Raw genomic sequence first — 18,377 nt, forward strand, 5'->3', positions numbered from 1 at the left:
TACCTACTGAGTGTTTTTAGGTGAAAAACTGTATAGAGAATTATCAATTAATCCATTGGTATAAATTTGTATATAAGCCTTCAATCTACGCTCCAGCTGGACCAGATCGACGGACTTAGCTTGGTGCTCAGGCTTAATAAAAGTATCTGGTAAATCGCCTGTTTTGACAGGGACACTTTCATCCATAGATAATTTTACATACTTGCCTTGAGAAATTAACCAATAGGCATCTTCTTCTTTTATAACAGCATCAGCTTGGTTATTTCTAGTTAGCAAAGATCGACCAAAGGGTAATATTTTGTCCTTTTCAGGTAGATTTAAGTAATCAATTATTGTGGCAGGAATATCTATTTGTTGAGCGACCTCATCAAGAACGCCCTGCTCAATATTGTTATCAGGTTGATATAAAATAATAGGGATCTGATGACGACCTAAAGAAGATGCAAACCTAGGATCAAAGTTATCGGATGTGTGATCAGCAGTCAGCACAAATAAAGTGTCTTTATACCAATCTTTCCTAGCAGCTGACTCAAAAAATTTACGCAATGCCATATCAGAATAACGTACGACTCTATGCATAGGAATCTCACCATCAGGAATAGCGTCTTGGTATTGCTCTGGCAGTGTATAGGGCGGATGTGAGCTAATAGTGAAAATTCCAGACATAAATGGTTTTGGTAATTTATCTAACTCATCAACAGCAAACTGCAAAAATGGCTCATCAAATATCCCCCACTGCCCATCAAATTGAGATTGGTCTGGGTATTGATCTTGTCCAAAATATTTATCAAAACCAAATCGGTACGTCGTGCTATCAAAATACATACTGCCATTTTTTGCGCCGTGAAAAAAAGCCGTACTGTAGCCATACTGCTTTACAATTTCACCTAGCCCATATGCCGTATTAGATTGGTATGGTGATCTCATATAAGCCTCAGGCATTAATGACGGTATGCCAGCAAGAATCGAAGGTACCGCTTCTATTGAACGCCTTCCATTTGCAATACCATTGGGAAAAAAGCGTCCTTTTTCTGCAAGCTCTTGAATAAATGGTGTATAAGGTTTTAATCCATACGGCGGACCAAAATATTCAAGACCAAAACTTTCTAGAATTAAAATAACGACATTTTGTTTAGTAATTGGAGAGCTGTCTTTATTTACTGTTACATCTGCTGACTTTGAATTATCAAGCACTTTTTTAATGTCATCTTCAGACTCAAAGTAATGAACTCTCTCTAATTTCTCTGCATCTTCTTTCAATATACTAAATGGCGTATTGAGCACCAAGCTACCCAAACTACTAGAAGGGTAGCTGTAAGCATTTAATGCGCGAATCGGCTTAGACTGAAATCCCCCTCGACCAGCCAAGATTAATAAAAAAGCCAAAATGATAAGCACTAAAACAACAACAAACCAGTTTAGACAAACAGCTGGCAGTCGACGTATAACTTTTCTAAAAATGGCAAAATAGATCCAGTAAATCAACACTGTTCCAAGCAGGTACCACCAATACACAAAAATCAATTCAGGCAACTGAGAGACAACATCATTTGCCATAGAAAAAACCTCTGGACCACTTCGGCGACCAGTGTATGGAAAATAAACAGTGTCAATAAAATTGATTACAACAGCAGACACATTGACCACAAATAAGTAGCAAAATATCAACTTCATATTCGTGGCCAATAATACTCGAAACCATATTGAAACGAATAAAAGCAATAAAAGCGGAGCATTCAACAGAGCAATGGCAGACAAATCGAACCGTAAACCATGAATTAAGGCTAAAATAACATCGCCAGCTGGTTCACTGACATAATAACCAGAGTTAGCAGCTAAAAAATAAAACCTTGTAAGAATATATCCTATGAAGGTACAAAATAATCCCAAAATCAAAAAGAGCAACGGATTGATATTAATTTTTTTTCTATTCAGATGACTAGCTATGTCCATTTTTGTCCTTGACTAACTTTTTATTAACTTTTGTAACTTATAATACAAAAAAACCGAATCCATCACTAGATTCGGTTTTTTGAAGTAACACTTAAATCATTAAATTAACCGTCTTTACGCGGCGCTCTAGGGCGACGCTCTGAACGACTATTATCACGATCACGGCCACCAGAAGAACGACGACGCTCACCACCATTAGATGGGCGACGATCGCCAGACGGACGCTTACGAGTAGAAGGAGACGCTGCGCGCTTATTTAGCTCATCAGCATTTTCTAGTTTCGCAATGTCTGTACGCTGACCACAAATACGTGTTTTGCTTAATTTACCTAAAACATCTGAATTTAAGTTAGTTGGCAAATCAACAGTAGAGAAATCTTCGTAAATTTCGATATGGCCAATGTAACGGCTTTCGATTTCTGCTTCATTTGCAATGGCACCTACGATGTTGCCTGGTTTAACGCCCGCGTTATAACCAACCTGAACAACGTAACGCGTCATAGACGTGCTTGGGTCATCTTTCAATGGCATCGCTTCGGCAGTAACCGGACGAACTTTACGCTCGCGAGGTGCACGGTCGCTGCGATTATTTTCACGGTCATCACGGCGTTCACGACGCTCTTGGCGAACTTCCATTTCAGACAGTAGCAATGGTGTTTTGCCTTGAGCCATATGAGCTAAAGCCGCTGCCATTTTCAATGGATCCACTTCGTTTTCTTTCTGGTAGCTTTGAACAAGCTCTAGGAAGAAATCAAGATCTTCATTATCCATCGTATCTGAAATGCTTTGCTTGAAGCGATTAACACGGTGCGCGTTAATGTCTGAAGCTGTCGGCAAAGTCATACTTTCGATTGGCTGACGAGTTGCACGCTCAATCGCTTGCAGCATGCGACGCTCACGGTGAGCAACAAATAGAATCGCAGTACCTGAACGACCAGCACGACCAGTACGACCAATACGGTGAACATAAGATTCTGTATCGTATGGAATATCGTAGTTTACAACGTGACTTACACGCTCAACATCCAGACCACGCGCCACAACGTCTGTCGCAACAAGAATGTCAATTTGACCTTTCTTAATACGATCAACAGTACGTTCACGCAAATTCTGGCTGATGTCACCGTTCAAGGCTTCACAAGCATGACCACGAGCCGTTAGCTTTTCAGCCAATTCAACCGTTGCCGCTTTTGTACGAACGAAGATGATCATGCCATCGTGTTCGTTCATCTCAAGAATACGAGTCAAAGCGTCTAGCTTGTGCAGACCGCTTACTGGCCAATATTTCTGAGTAATAGTCATTGCCGTAGAAGTTTTGGTAACAATCTTAACTTCTTTTGGATTATTCAAATGACGATTAGCCACCTGACGAATCACGGCTGGCATAGTTGCAGAGAACAATGCGATTTGGCGAGTAGATGGTGTTTGCTCAAGAATCCACTCAACATCATCGATGAAGCCCATGCGCAACATTTCATCAGCTTCATCAAGAACTAGGGCTTTAAGGCCGTCTAGCTTTAATGTTTTACGACGAATGTGGTCCATAACACGACCAGGTGTGCCAACAACAACTTGAACACCACGTTTTAGTTGACGAAGTTGCGTGTCGTATGACATGCCGCCGTAAATTGGCAGAACATGGAAATCAGGCAAATTGCGAGCGTAACTTTGAAATGCTTCAGAAACCTGAATAGCAAGTTCACGAGTTGGAGCCAAGACAAGTAATTGTGTCGTTTTATCTGTAACGTCAATGCGAGACAACAACGGAAGCGCGAACGCTGCTGTCTTACCAGTACCCGTCTGCGCTTGCCCCAAAAGGTCTCGACCTTCTAATAAATATGGAATACTTTGCGCTTGGATAGCAGATGGTTGCTCGTAACCTAGGTCAGCAACCGCTTTAAGAACAGGGGCGATTAGGCCCAACGAATCAAATGTAGGCTGAGTATCAGCGTCAGACATGTAAATTAGTACCTTTTTTTGGTGAGGATAAGGCCTGTAACCATTTACATGCCTTAAAGAAATTCTCGGAGGAAAAACTGATCGCGAAGTATATACAAAAAAAGCAAAATAAGCTAGCAGAATTTCAAAATAGATTCTTCCCTACCAAATACACCACTCACCTCTAAAGCTTAGTTTTACTCGTTTCAGAGTCTATTAGAATCGCCAACCAATGCATTTTAGGGTTAGCCTCGAAAGCCAACTTCATAATGATTGTTAACGGAATCGAAAGCAGCATACCTACCGGACCAAAAACCCAACCCCACAAGAGCAAAGATAAAAAGACCACCAAAGTCGATAACCCTAACCCACGTCCCATATAACGAGGCTCGATCATGTTGCCGACAATCAAGTTCACCACTAAAAACGCCCCCGCAACTAGCCCTGCAGACAAACTACCCAACTGCACAAAAGCAAGCAGGACAGCAGGAACTGCCGCGATAATCGAACCGATATTAGGTACAAAGTTCAGAAGAAAAGCACAGACACCCCACAAAATCGGGAAATCCACACCCAACACCCACATTAGCAAAGTAATTAAAACGCCTGTAAACATGCTAACTAAGGTTTTTATCACCAAGTAACGGTTAACCGATTTTATAAAAGAGTCAAATTTATCTAAGGATTTGGACGTATCACTAAATGCCAAAGCCAACTTCTTAGGCAACTCAACCGCCTCGAAAAGAATAAAGATTACAATCATCACCACTAAGACAAAATTAGTCAGTGCACTACCAAGCCCTCTTAAGGCATTCGCCACCATCTGCATTAAAGCCGAAGGATCTATATAGCCTTTAACCTGATCATAAGAGACATTTAAACCAAAGTTATTGAGTACCTGAATGACGCTGGAGGCCTCTTCAGCAAAGCGCTTTTTATAGTTGGGCAACTGATTAGAAAAATCATCCAAAGAGGCACCTACGAGAACGGCAAGAGAACTAATACCAACCAGTATCACCAACACAACTAATAGAATAGAGAGCCAAGTTGGCACACCGCGACGGCGTAAACTAGACATTGCTGGCGCGCAAACGATTGCGATAAACACGGACAGCATAAAAGGCACAACAATCTGGGATGCGGCTTTTAACGCGGCAATAATAACAACAAAGGCAGCAAAGCCAACCAGCCAATGGATTCCTTTATGCTGTTCGTTCATAGATATTCCTTACAAAGGTATTGGGTAAATACTTTGGGCATAATCCGCCAAGTCTTGCAGCATTATCTGCTTAGTCGGCGATAGGTCAGGCGTTTGAGCTATCTGATTTAAGCGTTCAAAATACTGTTCCATATTTATAGAGCCACCACCATCTTTTTCAAGTAAGCGCACTTGGCGATACTCTTCCCACTCGATTCTTTGCTGCTCATTGAGTTGTTCTGGATAATTTCGTCCGATATAACGCATTAACATCTCAGGTAAGCGCCGATCATCAAACGACATTGTTAATTCAGACAATTGGTTAGCCGGTGTGTTACGAATCGTTTCCATCCTAACCTTATCTTCACGAGAGAAGAAGCCACCAGAATACAACATGACATCTGGATCCTTATGGATTGGGCGCTCTTCTTGAATAAAGACATCACTTAGTTTCGCAGCCAACCCATTATGGCTTTTTATGATGGCAAGATTATGACGACAAATAGCGCCATCCAATGCCAAACGTTTAACGACGTCAGCATCTTTTAGGAAAGTCGCTGGTGCAACAGCAGGAGACTTATTGTAATGGATGACTTTTAAGGGGAGTCTTTCCACCTCACCCAACTCTTCTTGTCGCGTAAACACACGACGGCGAATTTCATCCACACTCAAATCGATTAACAGCTGAGCATCCGCCATTAAGTCAAACACAATAACACCGTTTTTATTGGTTGGATGCGGAGCAATAGGCACAACAAAAGACGAGTAATGCTTTGCTTGACCAAACATGCCAGAGATATGCAAAAAAGGCTTTAAACGAGCAACATCAATGAATTGCTGCAACTCATGCTTTTGTCGCATTTTTAAATAATAATTAAACAACTTAGGTTGTTTTTGACGAATGAGCTTAGCGATTTCAATTGTGCCATAGACATCCGACAAAGCGTCATGCGCTTGCTCATGAGCAATATCATTCGCCTTAGTTAGAGCTTCAAGTTTCATTGAAACTTGACCGTCCTCCCCTTTTGGCCAAACAATGCCTTCTGGGCGCATCGCGTAAGTCATGCGAACCAAATCAATAATATCCCAGCGTGAACAGTTGTTTTGCCACTCTCTTGCGTAAGGATCAATAAAGTTACGATAAAAGCCGTAACGCACAACTTCATCATCAAATCGAATCGTATTATAACCAAGAGCGCAAGTCCCAGGGACTGACAATTCTGCTTCGACAGCTTGCATGAATTCTGCTTCACACATGCCCTCGCGGTTAGCATCTTGCGGACTAATACCCGTTAACAAACAAGCTTCAGGTTGGGGTAAAACATCCTCTGCTAAACGGCAGTAAAACATGATCGGCTCACCGATCGGGTTAAAATCAAGATCTGTTCTAATTCCCGCAAATTGCATAGGACGATCTCGCGCTGGGTCCGTTCCGGTCGTTTCAAAATCAAACCAAAAAAATGAGGTTGGGCCCGATGAAGTCACAAATAATTCCTGTTAGCCATTAAATAAAAAGGTATTATACGCACCTTAAAGTTCATTTGTTAAAGTGTATTTGGCGAAGAGAGGAGTTGATCAATGCCAGTCCCAGTACTTTGTCCCTGCGGAACAGGAAGTCCATACGAAATGTGTTGTGGTATGTACCATAACAATCCAGGTACAGCCCCTACTGCTGAAACACTGATGCGCTCTCGCTACACAGCTTTTGCTATTGGAAACTTTGAGTACATCGCTCAAACTCAAAAACTTGAAGATGAGCCCGACCAAGCGTCAGCAGACATTCGAGACAGCAACGAAAATACACAATGGATAAAATTGGAAATAAATGACACAAAAGATGGTTTGGAGAAAGACAAATCAGGTGTCGTTGCGTTCTCTGCACACTTCAAAGAAGGCAAACACATTGGACGGTTGAGCGAGCGTTCTATTTTTAAAAAGATCAAAGGTAAATGGTTTTATATTTCTGGTGAACATGATGTAAAGAAAAACACACCTTTGATCAACTCTGCGGCAATGAATATCGGTCGTAATGATCCTTGTTTGTGCGGCTCAGGCAAAAAATATAAAAAATGTTGTGCTGTCACTTAGTGAACAGCACTCCATTTATCTTGGATTTTCTTTAGCTCATCTTCTATAGATAAAAAGCATTCAACTAACATAGGATCAAAGTGCGTATAAGCGCCTTTGCGGATATAATCTAATGCCTCTTCCATGGACCAGTTTCTCTTATAAGGACGAGCCATAGTAAGAGCATCAAACACATCAGCCAAACTAACAATGCGAGCCGATAAAGGAATTTCTTCGCCAGATAAACCAAACGGATAGCCTGACCCATCCCATTTTTCATGATGTCCTAGCGCAACTTCAGCCGCTAATTTGAATAGTGGAGCCTCACTTTTAATGAGTATCTGATGCCCAATTACTGTGTGCTGACGCATAATATCCCATTGTTCATCAGTGAGTTTATTTGGCGATTTCAATATTTCATGCGGTATACCCACTTTACCAGTATCATGAAGAGGCGCAGCGAGCTTTAACAACTCGACCTGATCGTCGTCCCAACCAATAGCTTTGGCCAAAGCCGCAGAGTAATCAGCCATACGCCACATATGCACACCGGTATCCGTGTCATTTAGCTGACTCACCTCTCCTAGCATGCCAATTGCCGATTCCAGCGCATCATCCAACTCACGCGTTCTATTTTCGATGATTTTTTTATTGAGTAAATTGTCAGCCGCTAATTTCAAGTGAGTAGCCACTCGCGACAAAGTGGTTAAAGGCGTAATTGGCTTGGTTATAAAGTCAACACACCCTAAAGCAAAGCCTTCTTGCTCAATCTGGGCATCGTTAACTGCCGTTAAAAAAATAATGGGGATATCTGCCGTTTCTGGTTTGGATTTGATTTTTTTACATACCTCAAAACCATTCATATCTGGCATCATAATATCAAGCAATATAAGGTCTGGCAGGGTGCGACTAATGATATCCAGCGCCAGCGCCCCACTTTTCGCAATTTGCACTTGATAATACTCAGATAAAATTTCTTTTAATAAATCAATATTTGTCGGAACATCGTCAACGATAAGAATACGCTTATTTTTGTCATTATTTTCTACTATAGAGATCATATTATTTCTCGCAAGACCTAGTGGATACATTCTGTTTGAATCTAACAATTTTATTTATTGCATCTTGATAATCGTATGATGAGATATCATCGATTACGGCCTTAAGAGCGTCCAAGTCAATAATTCCATTGTATTTTTTAATAAAATCATCAATACAATTTTCCGACTTCAAACTACCTTCCATTAAAAGTAATTCAAGCTGATCAAGCTCGGCTACAATGTCGTTTAGCGTATCTTCCGATATGTATGAACTCTTATATTCTATCTCGACAGACTTAGCATTTGGCGCGGAAGTCCACCTTTCTATCTTCTCTATCAATAAATGAGGATCCAAAGGCTTAAATAAAAAATCATCTATGCCGAACTCTAAGTTAGTTTTCCTTTCCATCTCAAACGTGTCCGCAGTCAGAACAACAATAGGAGGTTTGGTGTCTTTCAATGACTGGGAGATTTCTTTGCTCGCTTGATAGCCATCCATTATTGGCATTCGAATATCCATTAATATCAAATCGTAGAAATGCTCTTGGGCTTTTTTAAAAGCTAAATCACCATTCTCTACCCAATCTACTTTTGCCCCGACCTTATTCAGAACAGCCACAACAATATTAGCGTTAATCTTATTATCTTCCGCTAGCAATATTGTTTTTCCATTCAGCAAGCCTGCTTCATATTTCACCTTCCCTGGATCTAATGGAAAATTATCCTGTGATGTTAAAATGGCGGCTTTATTATTAATGTTTGATGGAGTCAATAACCCAGTTACCAGAGCATCTTGTACAGACTCATTATCCCTAGAAATAAAAAGGGCTCTTCCTTTCAAAGCAGCAAAAACATCATTGGATAAATCATCTTGATGATTAAACCAACTGCTATCTACTACTAGCACCGAATCATTGGAAAGTGCATTAGTTATGTCCAAAGCAACATATTCGACACTTAGGCGAGAGAGTAATTCTTGTATGGATTTGTCTTGATCTATCACACCAACACGCTCCATCGCAGTTGCTTGCGCATTGAGGTCTGGTCTGTAGGGAAGCCTGACTTTGAACGTACTTCCCTGCCCCAGCGTACTTTCAAAGGAAATTTTTCCGCCCAATAGCTCGACCAATTTATCCGTGATACTTAAACCAAGTCCTGTACCACCATACAAACGTGTAGTTGAACTGTCAGCCTGTTGAAATACATCAAATACATTAACGCCTTCAGGTATGCCCACACCTGTATCTTTTACTTCAAAAACAAGTTCTTGGGCAGAATTTTGATACAGATTAACGTCAACTAATCCAGAGTGAGTGAATTTAATCGCATTCCCAACAATATTAATTAAAATTTGCTGAAGCCGGGTTTTATCACCGACTAATTGATCGGCAAGAGAGAAATCGCGACTAACATTAAAGGCGATATTTTTTGTATTAGCTGAAACTTCACAGCTAGAATAAACATAATCTAATACATCATCTATACTATAAGCCTTTTCTTCTAATACAACTTTCCCAGACTCAATTTTAGAAAAGTCAAGGATACTATTAATAATCGAAAGTAAATTATCTGCAGACTTCTGAATTTTATTAACTTTTTCCTGCTGTTTTTTATTTAGATCATCATCCTGCAATAGATGGCTAAAGCCAATAATCGCATTCATAGGAGTGCGTATCTCATGACTCATTGTTGCTAAAAAATCCGTTTTAATCTTTAATGCTTTTTTAGTGGAATGAACAGCAAGCTCCAAATCACGGGTAAGCTTGCGTGATTTCCCATAGGACTTTTGCGTTATTTTCAACTGTTTAAACAGCATTGCTATGATGAAAACCATAGTAATAGTCAACAAAGCAATTAACGAACCAAGCTCAATAAACAGCTTCAAGGCGTCCTTTCGCTGTTGTACTTTTTCAACTGAACGAGAGGCCAATGTCTTATGAACAATTTCCCCTGTTTCTTTTAACATCTCATCACTTTTTTCCAGTATCTCCGGCACTATCAAGGCTTCCTTTTCTACATAAAGAAGCGTCTCAATTTCCAGCATTTTTTGTTTTAGAAAAAGCAAAAGGTTTTCGTAATCAGGTAGGCGCTTAAACAACACATGAAGTTCGCCAGCTTCTAATACATTTATGCGACTAAAAAGTATGTCAAAACGTAATTTAGCTTCCTCGAGGCGTTCTTCAGTATACCCATCCTCCAATAGCTTTAATGTACTTTTTAGCTTCAATGACTCCCTATCTAATTGATAGGCCGCCCATAATGCATCTTCTTCGACAGCCGACATGATCACCTTTTGTCGGTCAACCAACTCAAAGAAAATCAGTGCAGAGCCACCCATAAAGACACACGCTGCCATCACTAACAAAAGGATAGGTGAAGTTGTTTTATTAACCCCAAATCTACGAAGTAAAGGAGAGATATGTCGAGGCATGTTAGCTTTACTCAACGTGAATAGATTTGATTTGCCAAACAGACCTATTGTGGATCACTTCATTATTTAAACTAGGATAATCACTGAAAGGATAGACAAGAAATAACGGCCCTTTATTTCTTACAGACATCGGTACACCATTCAATTCCATTGCTAAAATAACATTATATTCCTCACCATCCTGGCTTGGGACGACGGAACTAAAATCATTCAACGCGGTTACTGTTAAGTCTCCTCCCTCGGCTCCCACAGTGGCTATTAAAGAGCGCAATAAAGGACCGCGATAAGAATCAACACCTTCACTCCAAGGTGTCTCTGTTTTTAATTCAATAACCTCTAAATTCATCAGCATTTCACGATCGAATTGAGCGGTGCCGTCTGGCGTGTTGGTATTCTTTATACTGCCGCTCACGGTTAAAATCACCTTGCTTGACGGCTTAGATAATTCATGAGCGTGAATATTAGCTAAAGGTAACGCAGCGACTAAAGTCATCAAACCCAAAACAAAATACTGCTTCATTATAGACACCATTATAAATTGATTAATTTTGGGAGAGTATAAAGAATAAAGCTGTCGTTTCCGTCACTCCCTTACGAAACAACACACTTTCTACACCAACTAGAACAAAGGAAAAATAAAGGAACACAATAGACGTAAAAAACCGCTTTGCAAAGCAGCTATCTAACCTAGACACCTTACAAGCGGTTTTCTGAATAGTATTCAAAAGTAATGGCTACAAATCTAGGGTACAGGCTGACCCTGAGATGCAATCCAAACTCTAAACCAATCATCATCGCTAAGTTGTATGGACATTGCCTCTACCGCGGTAGCCAACCGAGCAATCTTACCAGAGCCCATAACAGGACAAATACCCGCCGGATGACGCAACAACCAGGCGATAACAGCTTGATCAACCGTGCAGTTTTTTTCCTGAGCTATCTCAGCCAACACAGCTTGAACACGTTTTGCTTTATCACTTACCCCTGAAAAAAGGTCACCACCAGCAAAAGGAGACCAAGCCATTGGCGTTACCGCATGCTGCTGAGCATGGTCCAATGTACCGTCTTCAAAATGCTGCAAAGCCAACGGTGACAATTCCACCTGATTAATAATCAAAGGAGCATCTAGCCTAGATTGTAATAAATCGAACTGTCGTGTTGTAAAATTCGATACACCAAAATGCTTCACCTTGCCCAAAGTAAAAAGCAAATCAAAAGCTTGTGCGATTTCATCTGCATCCATTAAAGGGCTTGGGCGATGTAACAATAAGGTATCAATATACTCGCACTGCAAATTCGCCAATGATTGATCCACACTCGCCAATATATGCTCAGCACGATAATCATAACGGTGCACCTGAATATCAGGACGACTCTCCGAAGGCAGCAATATTCCGCACTTAGTGACAATCTCCATTTTATCTCGCAGCGCTGGTTTTTGCTTTAGCGCTTCACCAAACAAGGATTCACACTGATATCCCCCATAAATATCAGCGTGATCAAATGTTGTCACGCCAAGATCAAGGCAGTCCTCTATAAAACTTAACGTATCCGCAGACGTCATATTCCATTCTTGCAATCTCCAGAAACCCTGAGCGATACGCGACCCTTCAAAACCAAGGGGATGATATTGATATCTCATGAATACTTTCCTTTTTCCTATTATTGTCATGTTGATCCGCATTCTAAAGACTGTTGAGATGAAAAAACAGCAACCTCATCGTTTAGCATAACTGACATAAAAGACCATCAAATGTATACTATGCCTCATTCAAGACTGACCTCTCCTGAAAGAGCGACGCGACCACCTACAACGGACAAACTATAACGAGCAAATTGCGGCAATATCGAACACTTATAATTTACACGCAGCGACACATCAGCAAGCATAAAAGCGAAACAATAAACACAACACCACTGTGATGGACTTAATAATGAATTCAATGACGCTAGGCCCTCTTTCCAAAGCGAATGGAGAGATCCAAATTCCGGGCTCGAAAAGCCTTTCAAACCGTATTTTATTGTTAGCGACACTAGCAAAAGGCACCACAAAAATTACCAATCTTCTAGACAGCGACGACATTCGTCGCATGCTAGAAAGCCTTACCAAACTTGGTGTGAACTATTCCCTAGAAGACAATGGTACAACCTGTGTACTCGAAGGCCTTGCTGGACCAATCAAGGCGGATTTCGGCGACCTATTTCTTGGTAACGCAGGTACGGCCATGCGCCCTTTGACTGCGGCACTTTGTCTAGGCCAAGGCGAGTTCCACCTCCACGGCGAGCCACGTATGCATGAGCGCCCTATAGGTGATTTAGTTGATGCCTTGCAAGCGCTTGGTGTTGATATCGATTACGAAGGCGAAAAAAATTACCCGCCACTTCACATCAAAGCAAACGGCTTATCTGGTGGCGAAGTGTCTATTAAAGGCAATATCTCAAGCCAGTTCCTGACAGCTATCTTGATGAGTGCACCATTAGCAAAAGACGATTTAACCATCAAAGTTGATGGCGAGCTGGTGTCTAAACCTTATATCGACATTACACTTCATGCCATGAAGCAATTTGGCGTCGAAGTAGAAAACCAGAACTACCAAGCGTTTGTGGTAAAAGGTCAACAAACTTACCAAAGCCCCGGTGAAATAATGGTAGAAGGCGACGCTTCTTCTGCGTCTTACTTCCTAGCCGCTGCTGCCATTGCTGGCGGAAAAATTAAAGTCCACGGCGTTGGCACTGACAGCGTACAAGGGGATGTGAAATTCGCGGATGTATTAGCTCAAATGGGTGCAAAAATAACGTATGGCCCAACATGGATTGAAGCGGAACACAACGAACTTAATGGCATTGATATGGACATGAACCACATTCCAGATGCCGCGATGACCATAGCAACGACCGCCCTATTCGCCAAAGGTCCAACCACGATCCGCAACATCTATAACTGGCGCGTAAAAGAAACCGACCGTTTATACGCCATGGCAACAGAGCTGAAAAAGCTCGGCGCTGACGTTATTGAAGGCGAAGACTTCATTACCGTCACACCCGTTGAGCAACTACAACATGCGGCTATCGATACATACAATGATCATCGCATTGCCATGTGTTTTTCACTCGTTGCTTTCTCTGATACGCCTGTGACAATAAATGACCCTGGCTGCACATCCAAAACCTTCCCAACCTATTTTGAATTATTCAATTCTATAGCGAGCTAATAGATAATACTCTTTTATAGGCAGTTAATTCGGACCACCTTAAACAGATCTGATCCCGTTAACTAAAACACTAAAAGCCAAATCCATAATATGGATTTGGCTTTTTTTTAACATAAAAAAGCCCCAGCGATTATGTCTGGGGCAAAGGCTCTCAATACAAAGGGAAATGCATTAATGAAATATTACGACTGTGGCTGTACTGGCGTTTCCAGTTTTTGAATTTGCTCTGGCGTCAGCAGCTCATAAAGACCTGCGCGGTTCTTAGCAAAAGCCACGGTAAGTTCTTTGGTTAGCTCACCACTCTCTTCTGCAAGATCCTCTACCTTATCCATGTAATTTTTCGAGCTAGGGGACAAGCCACTCAGCTCAACCTGTGTGGTATGAAGCTCATCTTGAATCTCACGAATGGCTTTACCGTCTTTTTCAAAAAGATCAGATACTTTTGATTGCGTCTTCTCGTCCAGACCTAGCTGTTGCGCCATACGGCTTGCTAGTTGCTCATGGGTTGGTGCTGAATTCATTGGAGCATTTTGCACTGCTTCACCTTTTGACACGTCACTCTGAGGCACTTTGGTGTCTGCAAATGCACTGACGGCTATGCCAGTAATAATCGCGGCACTCAAACCAATCGCACCCATCATTCCTGCTTTTTTACGATTAAACATAGTTAGCTCCTTACGCTTTGTTTCCTGTTTGAATGAAATCCATTATGTCGATTTATCTGTCAAACAGTGCCAAAGAGAGTGAATCGAGATGCACAACTTGTCATGACTCTGTAAGGAAAAGGGCGCAACCGCCCTGTTTCCCTAGCAACCGCGCAAACACAGACATATTCTTAGAAGTGGAAACGAATGGCTTGACGATTCGCCACATTTAAACGTGAGAAAGGGCTGGATCCCAATCTTTCCAAACTACCTCACGGCCCTGCTGACGAATCATTGCCATGATTTCTTCCACTGGTCTTTCGTCGCTAATCTCAAATTGCTCAAGCGCTTCTTGAGAATCATCTGCGTAACCACCAGGTTGCGTTTTGGATTCCGCACTCATCGTAGTAAACCCCATTCGCACAGCATGATGACGGAATTCTGGTGACTCACGGGTAGACAAACTTAACTCCAAGTCACCATCAAACAAACGCCAGGCCGCAATCAACTGAACCAACTGACGATCAGAAATGACCGACTTGGGTACTATGCCTCCCTCGCAAGGACGAATACGCGGAAACGCCACGCTAAAACGACTACGCCAATACTGCTTCTGCAAATGGCGCAAATGATACGCCATCATTAAAGAATCGGTTCGCCAATCTTCCAAGCCAAGCAAAACACCCAAGCCAATTTTATGAATGCCCGCCTGTCCAATTCGATCGGGTGCATCTAAGCGATAATTAAAATTGGACTTATTACCTCGTAAATGATGCTCAAGATACGTTTTGCGGCGGTAGGTTTCCTGATAGACCAACACACCATCTAAGCCAATGTCTTGCAGGTGTTTATAGTCGCTAGCGTCTAACGGCTGCACTTCCATCGAAAGCTGACTAAAGTGCGGCTTAATCAAAGGAATCATACGTTCAAAATATGGCATTGAAACTTTGTTGGTTTCCCCAGTCACCAAGAGAATATGGTCAAAGCCTTTGCGTTTAATTGCCAGCACTTCTTTTTCCAACTGAGTTTCATTTAACGTAAGACGCTTAATGGCGTTACTCATGGAAAAACCACAGTAGCTACATTCATTCGCACAAGTATTAGACAAATACAAAGGAGCAAATAAGCTCACCGTATTTCCAAAACGCTGTAAGGTAAGTTGCTCGCTTTTGACGACCATCTCAAACAAATAAGGCTCTGCGGCTGGTGAAATTAGAGCAGCGAAGTCGTCAATATCGCGCTTGGTTTTACTCAGAGCTCGCTGAACATCCTGTTCAGATTTATTTTGATGCAAAGCCGTCAATGCCTGCCAATCCGCCTGTTCAACAAAGCCGCTAAATTGCCCTGCTACTGCAGGACTTTGCTCTAGCATACGAATTTTCTGACTGGTTTCTGCCATCATGACAAAGCCCCAATAAAATCCGTCAAAGGGCTTGTGGCATTCGCCTGAACACCTTTTTCTGCCAAACCTGATTCATAGGCCATTCGCCCTGCTTCAACGGCAAGACGAAAGGCTTTACCCATTTGTTTTGGTTGTTTAGCAACAGCCATAGCGGTATTAACCAACACCGCATCCGCACCAATCTCTAATGCCAACGCAGCATCCGATGGCGCACCAATTCCGGCATCAACAATAACTGGCACTCGACTTTGCTCGATAATAATTTCCAAAAATGGGCGACTCGCCAAGCCCATATTCGAACCAATTGGCGAACCAAGCGGCATCACACACTGACAACCCACTTCCTCTAATCGTTTACAGAGCACAGGATCCGCATGAACATATGGCATTACTACAAACCCCTTTTTAATTAGCTGCTCTGCCGCCAATAAAGTTTCCATGCCATCGGGCATTAAGTAACGTGGATCGGGGTGAATTTCCAACTTTACCCAGTTGGTTTCTAATGCTTCTCTGGCGAGCTCTGCCGCGAAAATGGCTTCTTTTGCGGTACGCGCGCCTGACGTATTTGGTAAAAGCTTCATTCCTTGTTGTTGCAATGGTTGCAGAATATTATCCGTTTGGTTCTTAAGATCCATTCGTCGCAACGACAAGGTTACTAATTCACTTTCACTGCTCGTCAAAGACTCTATCATGGCCGCTGAACTGGCGTATTTCCCCGTACCCGTGAAAAGTCGAGAGTGAAATTCATGCCCAGCAATAAAAAAAGACGACATCCTAGCCTCCTGCAATCGATTCAAAAATAAAAACCTGAGTTTGCTCACTCAACTCCGTGGTAGACCACAGGCTTTTTGGCACAACTTGCTGATTTATAGCGATGGCAATACCTTGCTGACTTTTATCTAGCGAAGTAAGTAAGTCTGCGACGGTTTTCCCATCGAATTCATGACAAACATCGTTCAACATAATCCTCATGATTTACCTCGTATACTTTGCTCAAATGACAATATCAAAGATCGGGTCGCTAGCTTGGGTTGATCGGCCTTGGTAATAGCCGTCACCAAGGCAACACTGTCCACTCCCGCTTTAACCACAGAAGACAGACGCTCCGCATTGATGCCGCCAATCGCCACTGTAGGAAAGTGGCCTTTTAATAAAGTCGCATAATGTGTAAGGCGAGTTATACCTTGCGGTTGAGATGGCATGTCTTTCGTTTGTGTAGGGAAAATGTGCCCCAAAGCGATGTAGCTTGGCTGGATGGATTGCGCTCGAGCAATTTCATAATAACCATGAGTACTAATACCAAGTCGCAAGCCAGCTGCTTGGATTTGCTCTAAATCAGCCACATCCAAATCTTCCTGCCCCAGATGTACGCCGTAAGCGCCTAAAGCAATTGCTTGTTGCCAATAGTCATTGATAAACACTTGCGCATCGTACTTTCTACCTAAGTGAATGGCTTGCTGAATCTTGCTATCCAGATGTTCATCTGGATCTTTAATTCTAAGCTGCGCGATTTTCACACCTTCTTTCAAGACCAACTCTAACCAAGCAATCGAATCCACCACTGGATACAAGCCCATTTTTTCTAGATCCATCTTAGGGAAAGGCTGGGAAATGGGCGTGATTGCGCTGTTTGGCGAAACGATCGTTGGCAGATTTTCAAATTGCAAAGGCCATCCTGGGCACCCCAAAGGGCCAGCACCGCCACCGATTTGTACGCCACTTTTCAACGCACCAGTAATGTAAGCTTTGGCCATAGTCAACGCATCTAAAAGGTCATAGCCGTGCGCGATAAAGCTCGCCAGTGCCGTCGACAAGGTACAACCTGTACCGCGTGTATTGTGGACTGACAGCCTATTGAATGTGAAACCGACAATGGCATTGCGATCAACCAACCAGTCCGTTGCTTTATCTCCAAGACCGCAATGCCCTCCTTTAATTAACCAACGGCTGTCTGAATCATCAAAATACCGCATCATTTTCGACTGTAATTTCTCAATCGAAATATCACCAGATAAGCCCGTCAGCGCAGAAAACTCCATCAAGTTGGGCGTAATAACATCCGCATAAGGCAAAATATTCTCTAATAAACTGGCGCCCGCATCGGTTTGCTGCAATTGATTCCCCGACTCACTACTCGCCGCCATAACAGGATCAAAGACCACCAACAGATTTGGAAAATCCGCTTTCATACGCGTTAACCAAGCGGAACAGGCTTTCACTATCTGTATGGATGGTAACAAACTCACTTTAATCGCATCAGGTGGTACATCATCCAATAAGGTTTGCCATTGCGCATCGAACATAGCCAACGACACAGGCTCCACCGAGCGGACCTCTTTAGAGTTTTGCGCTGTGATGCAAGTGACGATAGTTTGCACATGGCAATTTAAATCTTGCCCTGTGCGTAAATCCGCTTGAAGTCCTGCGTGGGCGGACGAATCCGACCCACCCACGCACCAGACAACAGGAGGTTTTATAGACATAAATCCTCCT

General features: G+C 42.3%; 15 protein-coding genes. 2 read left to right on the top strand and 13 right to left on the bottom strand.

All coding sequences use genetic code 11. The annotated features are described in order from the left end of the window. Positions 1 to 3: 3 nt before the first annotated feature. The 4 genes from DFP75_RS05065 to sbcB all read right to left on the bottom strand — a co-directional run bounded on the left by DFP75_RS05065 (position 4) and on the right by sbcB (position 6,573). Positions 4 to 1,953: an LTA synthase family protein gene (locus tag DFP75_RS05065; protein WP_110572926.1), complete on the bottom strand. Its 1,950-nt coding sequence runs from the start codon at positions 1,951 to 1,953 to the stop codon at positions 4 to 6. Between the two features lie 104 nt (positions 1,954 to 2,057). Then, on the bottom strand, positions 2,058 to 3,911 hold the full coding sequence (locus DFP75_RS05070) for a DEAD/DEAH box helicase (RefSeq protein WP_110572928.1): 1,854 nt from the start codon (positions 3,909 to 3,911) through the stop codon (positions 2,058 to 2,060). A 163-nt stretch (positions 3,912 to 4,074) separates the two neighbouring features. Then, positions 4,075 to 5,109 carry an AI-2E family transporter gene (locus DFP75_RS05075; RefSeq protein ID WP_110572930.1) on the bottom strand — a complete coding sequence of 345 codons (1,035 nt, stop codon included), beginning with the start codon at positions 5,107 to 5,109 and terminating at the stop codon, positions 4,075 to 4,077. Positions 5,110 to 5,118: 9 nt separating this feature from the next. Continuing rightward, positions 5,119 to 6,573, bottom strand: a complete 1,455-nt coding sequence (gene sbcB / locus DFP75_RS05080) for an exodeoxyribonuclease I (RefSeq protein ID WP_110572932.1) — start codon at positions 6,571 to 6,573, stop codon at positions 5,119 to 5,121. 93 nt (positions 6,574 to 6,666) lie between these two features. Here sbcB and DFP75_RS05085 point away from each other — a divergent pair, with 93 nt between their 5' ends. Next, positions 6,667 to 7,176 (top strand): YchJ family protein, encoded by a 510-nt coding sequence (locus tag DFP75_RS05085; RefSeq protein ID WP_110572933.1) that lies wholly within the window; start codon positions 6,667 to 6,669, stop codon positions 7,174 to 7,176. On the opposite strand, the gene DFP75_RS05090 is transcribed toward DFP75_RS05085, so the two are convergent. From DFP75_RS05090 to DFP75_RS05105, 4 genes are all read right to left on the bottom strand, one after another. Further along, the gene (locus DFP75_RS05090) at positions 7,173 to 8,216 is read right to left on the bottom strand and encodes an HD-GYP domain-containing protein (RefSeq protein WP_181416996.1); all 1,044 of its coding nucleotides are present in this window, start codon (positions 8,214 to 8,216) and stop codon (positions 7,173 to 7,175) included. The two genes, DFP75_RS05085 and DFP75_RS05090, sit on opposite strands and share 4 nt — an antisense overlap. Before the next feature lies 1 nt (position 8,217). Next, the gene (locus DFP75_RS05095) at positions 8,218 to 10,626 is read right to left on the bottom strand and encodes an ATP-binding protein (RefSeq protein ID WP_110572937.1); all 2,409 of its coding nucleotides are present in this window, start codon (positions 10,624 to 10,626) and stop codon (positions 8,218 to 8,220) included. A 7-nt stretch (positions 10,627 to 10,633) separates the two neighbouring features. After that, on the bottom strand, positions 10,634 to 11,146 hold the full coding sequence (locus tag DFP75_RS05100; RefSeq protein ID WP_110572939.1) for a putative pterin-binding protein: 513 nt from the start codon (positions 11,144 to 11,146) through the stop codon (positions 10,634 to 10,636). A 222-nt stretch (positions 11,147 to 11,368) separates the two neighbouring features. Continuing rightward, positions 11,369 to 12,268 carry an aldo/keto reductase gene (locus tag DFP75_RS05105; RefSeq protein WP_110572941.1) on the bottom strand — a complete coding sequence of 300 codons (900 nt, stop codon included), beginning with the start codon at positions 12,266 to 12,268 and terminating at the stop codon, positions 11,369 to 11,371. 292 nt (positions 12,269 to 12,560) lie between these two features. Between DFP75_RS05105 and aroA the strand changes: the two genes are divergently transcribed. Beyond that, positions 12,561 to 13,838, top strand: coding sequence for a 3-phosphoshikimate 1-carboxyvinyltransferase (gene aroA / locus DFP75_RS05110; protein WP_110572943.1), 1,278 nt, complete (start codon positions 12,561 to 12,563; stop codon positions 13,836 to 13,838). A 182-nt stretch (positions 13,839 to 14,020) separates the two neighbouring features. Here the strand turns inward: aroA and DFP75_RS05115 are convergent, their stop codons facing one another. The 5 genes from DFP75_RS05115 to thiE form a co-directional block, all read right to left on the bottom strand. After that, the gene (locus DFP75_RS05115; protein WP_110572945.1) at positions 14,021 to 14,503 is read right to left on the bottom strand and encodes a Spy/CpxP family protein refolding chaperone; all 483 of its coding nucleotides are present in this window, start codon (positions 14,501 to 14,503) and stop codon (positions 14,021 to 14,023) included. A gap of 208 nt (positions 14,504 to 14,711) precedes the next feature. Beyond that, positions 14,712 to 15,884: a 2-iminoacetate synthase ThiH gene (gene thiH / locus DFP75_RS05120; RefSeq protein WP_110572947.1), complete on the bottom strand. Its 1,173-nt coding sequence runs from the start codon at positions 15,882 to 15,884 to the stop codon at positions 14,712 to 14,714. Continuing rightward, positions 15,881 to 16,657, bottom strand: coding sequence for a thiazole synthase (locus DFP75_RS05125; RefSeq protein WP_110572949.1), 777 nt, complete (start codon positions 16,655 to 16,657; stop codon positions 15,881 to 15,883). Before DFP75_RS05125 ends, thiH begins: the two co-directional genes overlap by 4 nt. A gap of 1 nt (position 16,658) precedes the next feature. Continuing rightward, a complete protein-coding gene (gene thiS, locus DFP75_RS05130; protein WP_110572951.1) occupies positions 16,659 to 16,856 on the bottom strand; it encodes a sulfur carrier protein ThiS in 198 nt (65 codons plus the stop codon). After that, complete coding sequence (thiE, locus tag DFP75_RS05135; RefSeq protein ID WP_110572953.1) at positions 16,853 to 18,367, bottom strand: thiamine phosphate synthase; 1,515 nt, start codon at positions 18,365 to 18,367, stop codon at positions 16,853 to 16,855. The genes thiS and thiE overlap by 4 nt, the downstream gene beginning before the upstream one ends. Between the last annotated feature and the right edge of the window lie 10 nt (positions 18,368 to 18,377).

This window comes from Marinomonas alcarazii, from assembly GCF_003208215.1.
Lineage (GTDB): Bacteria > Pseudomonadota > Gammaproteobacteria > Pseudomonadales > Marinomonadaceae > Marinomonas > Marinomonas alcarazii.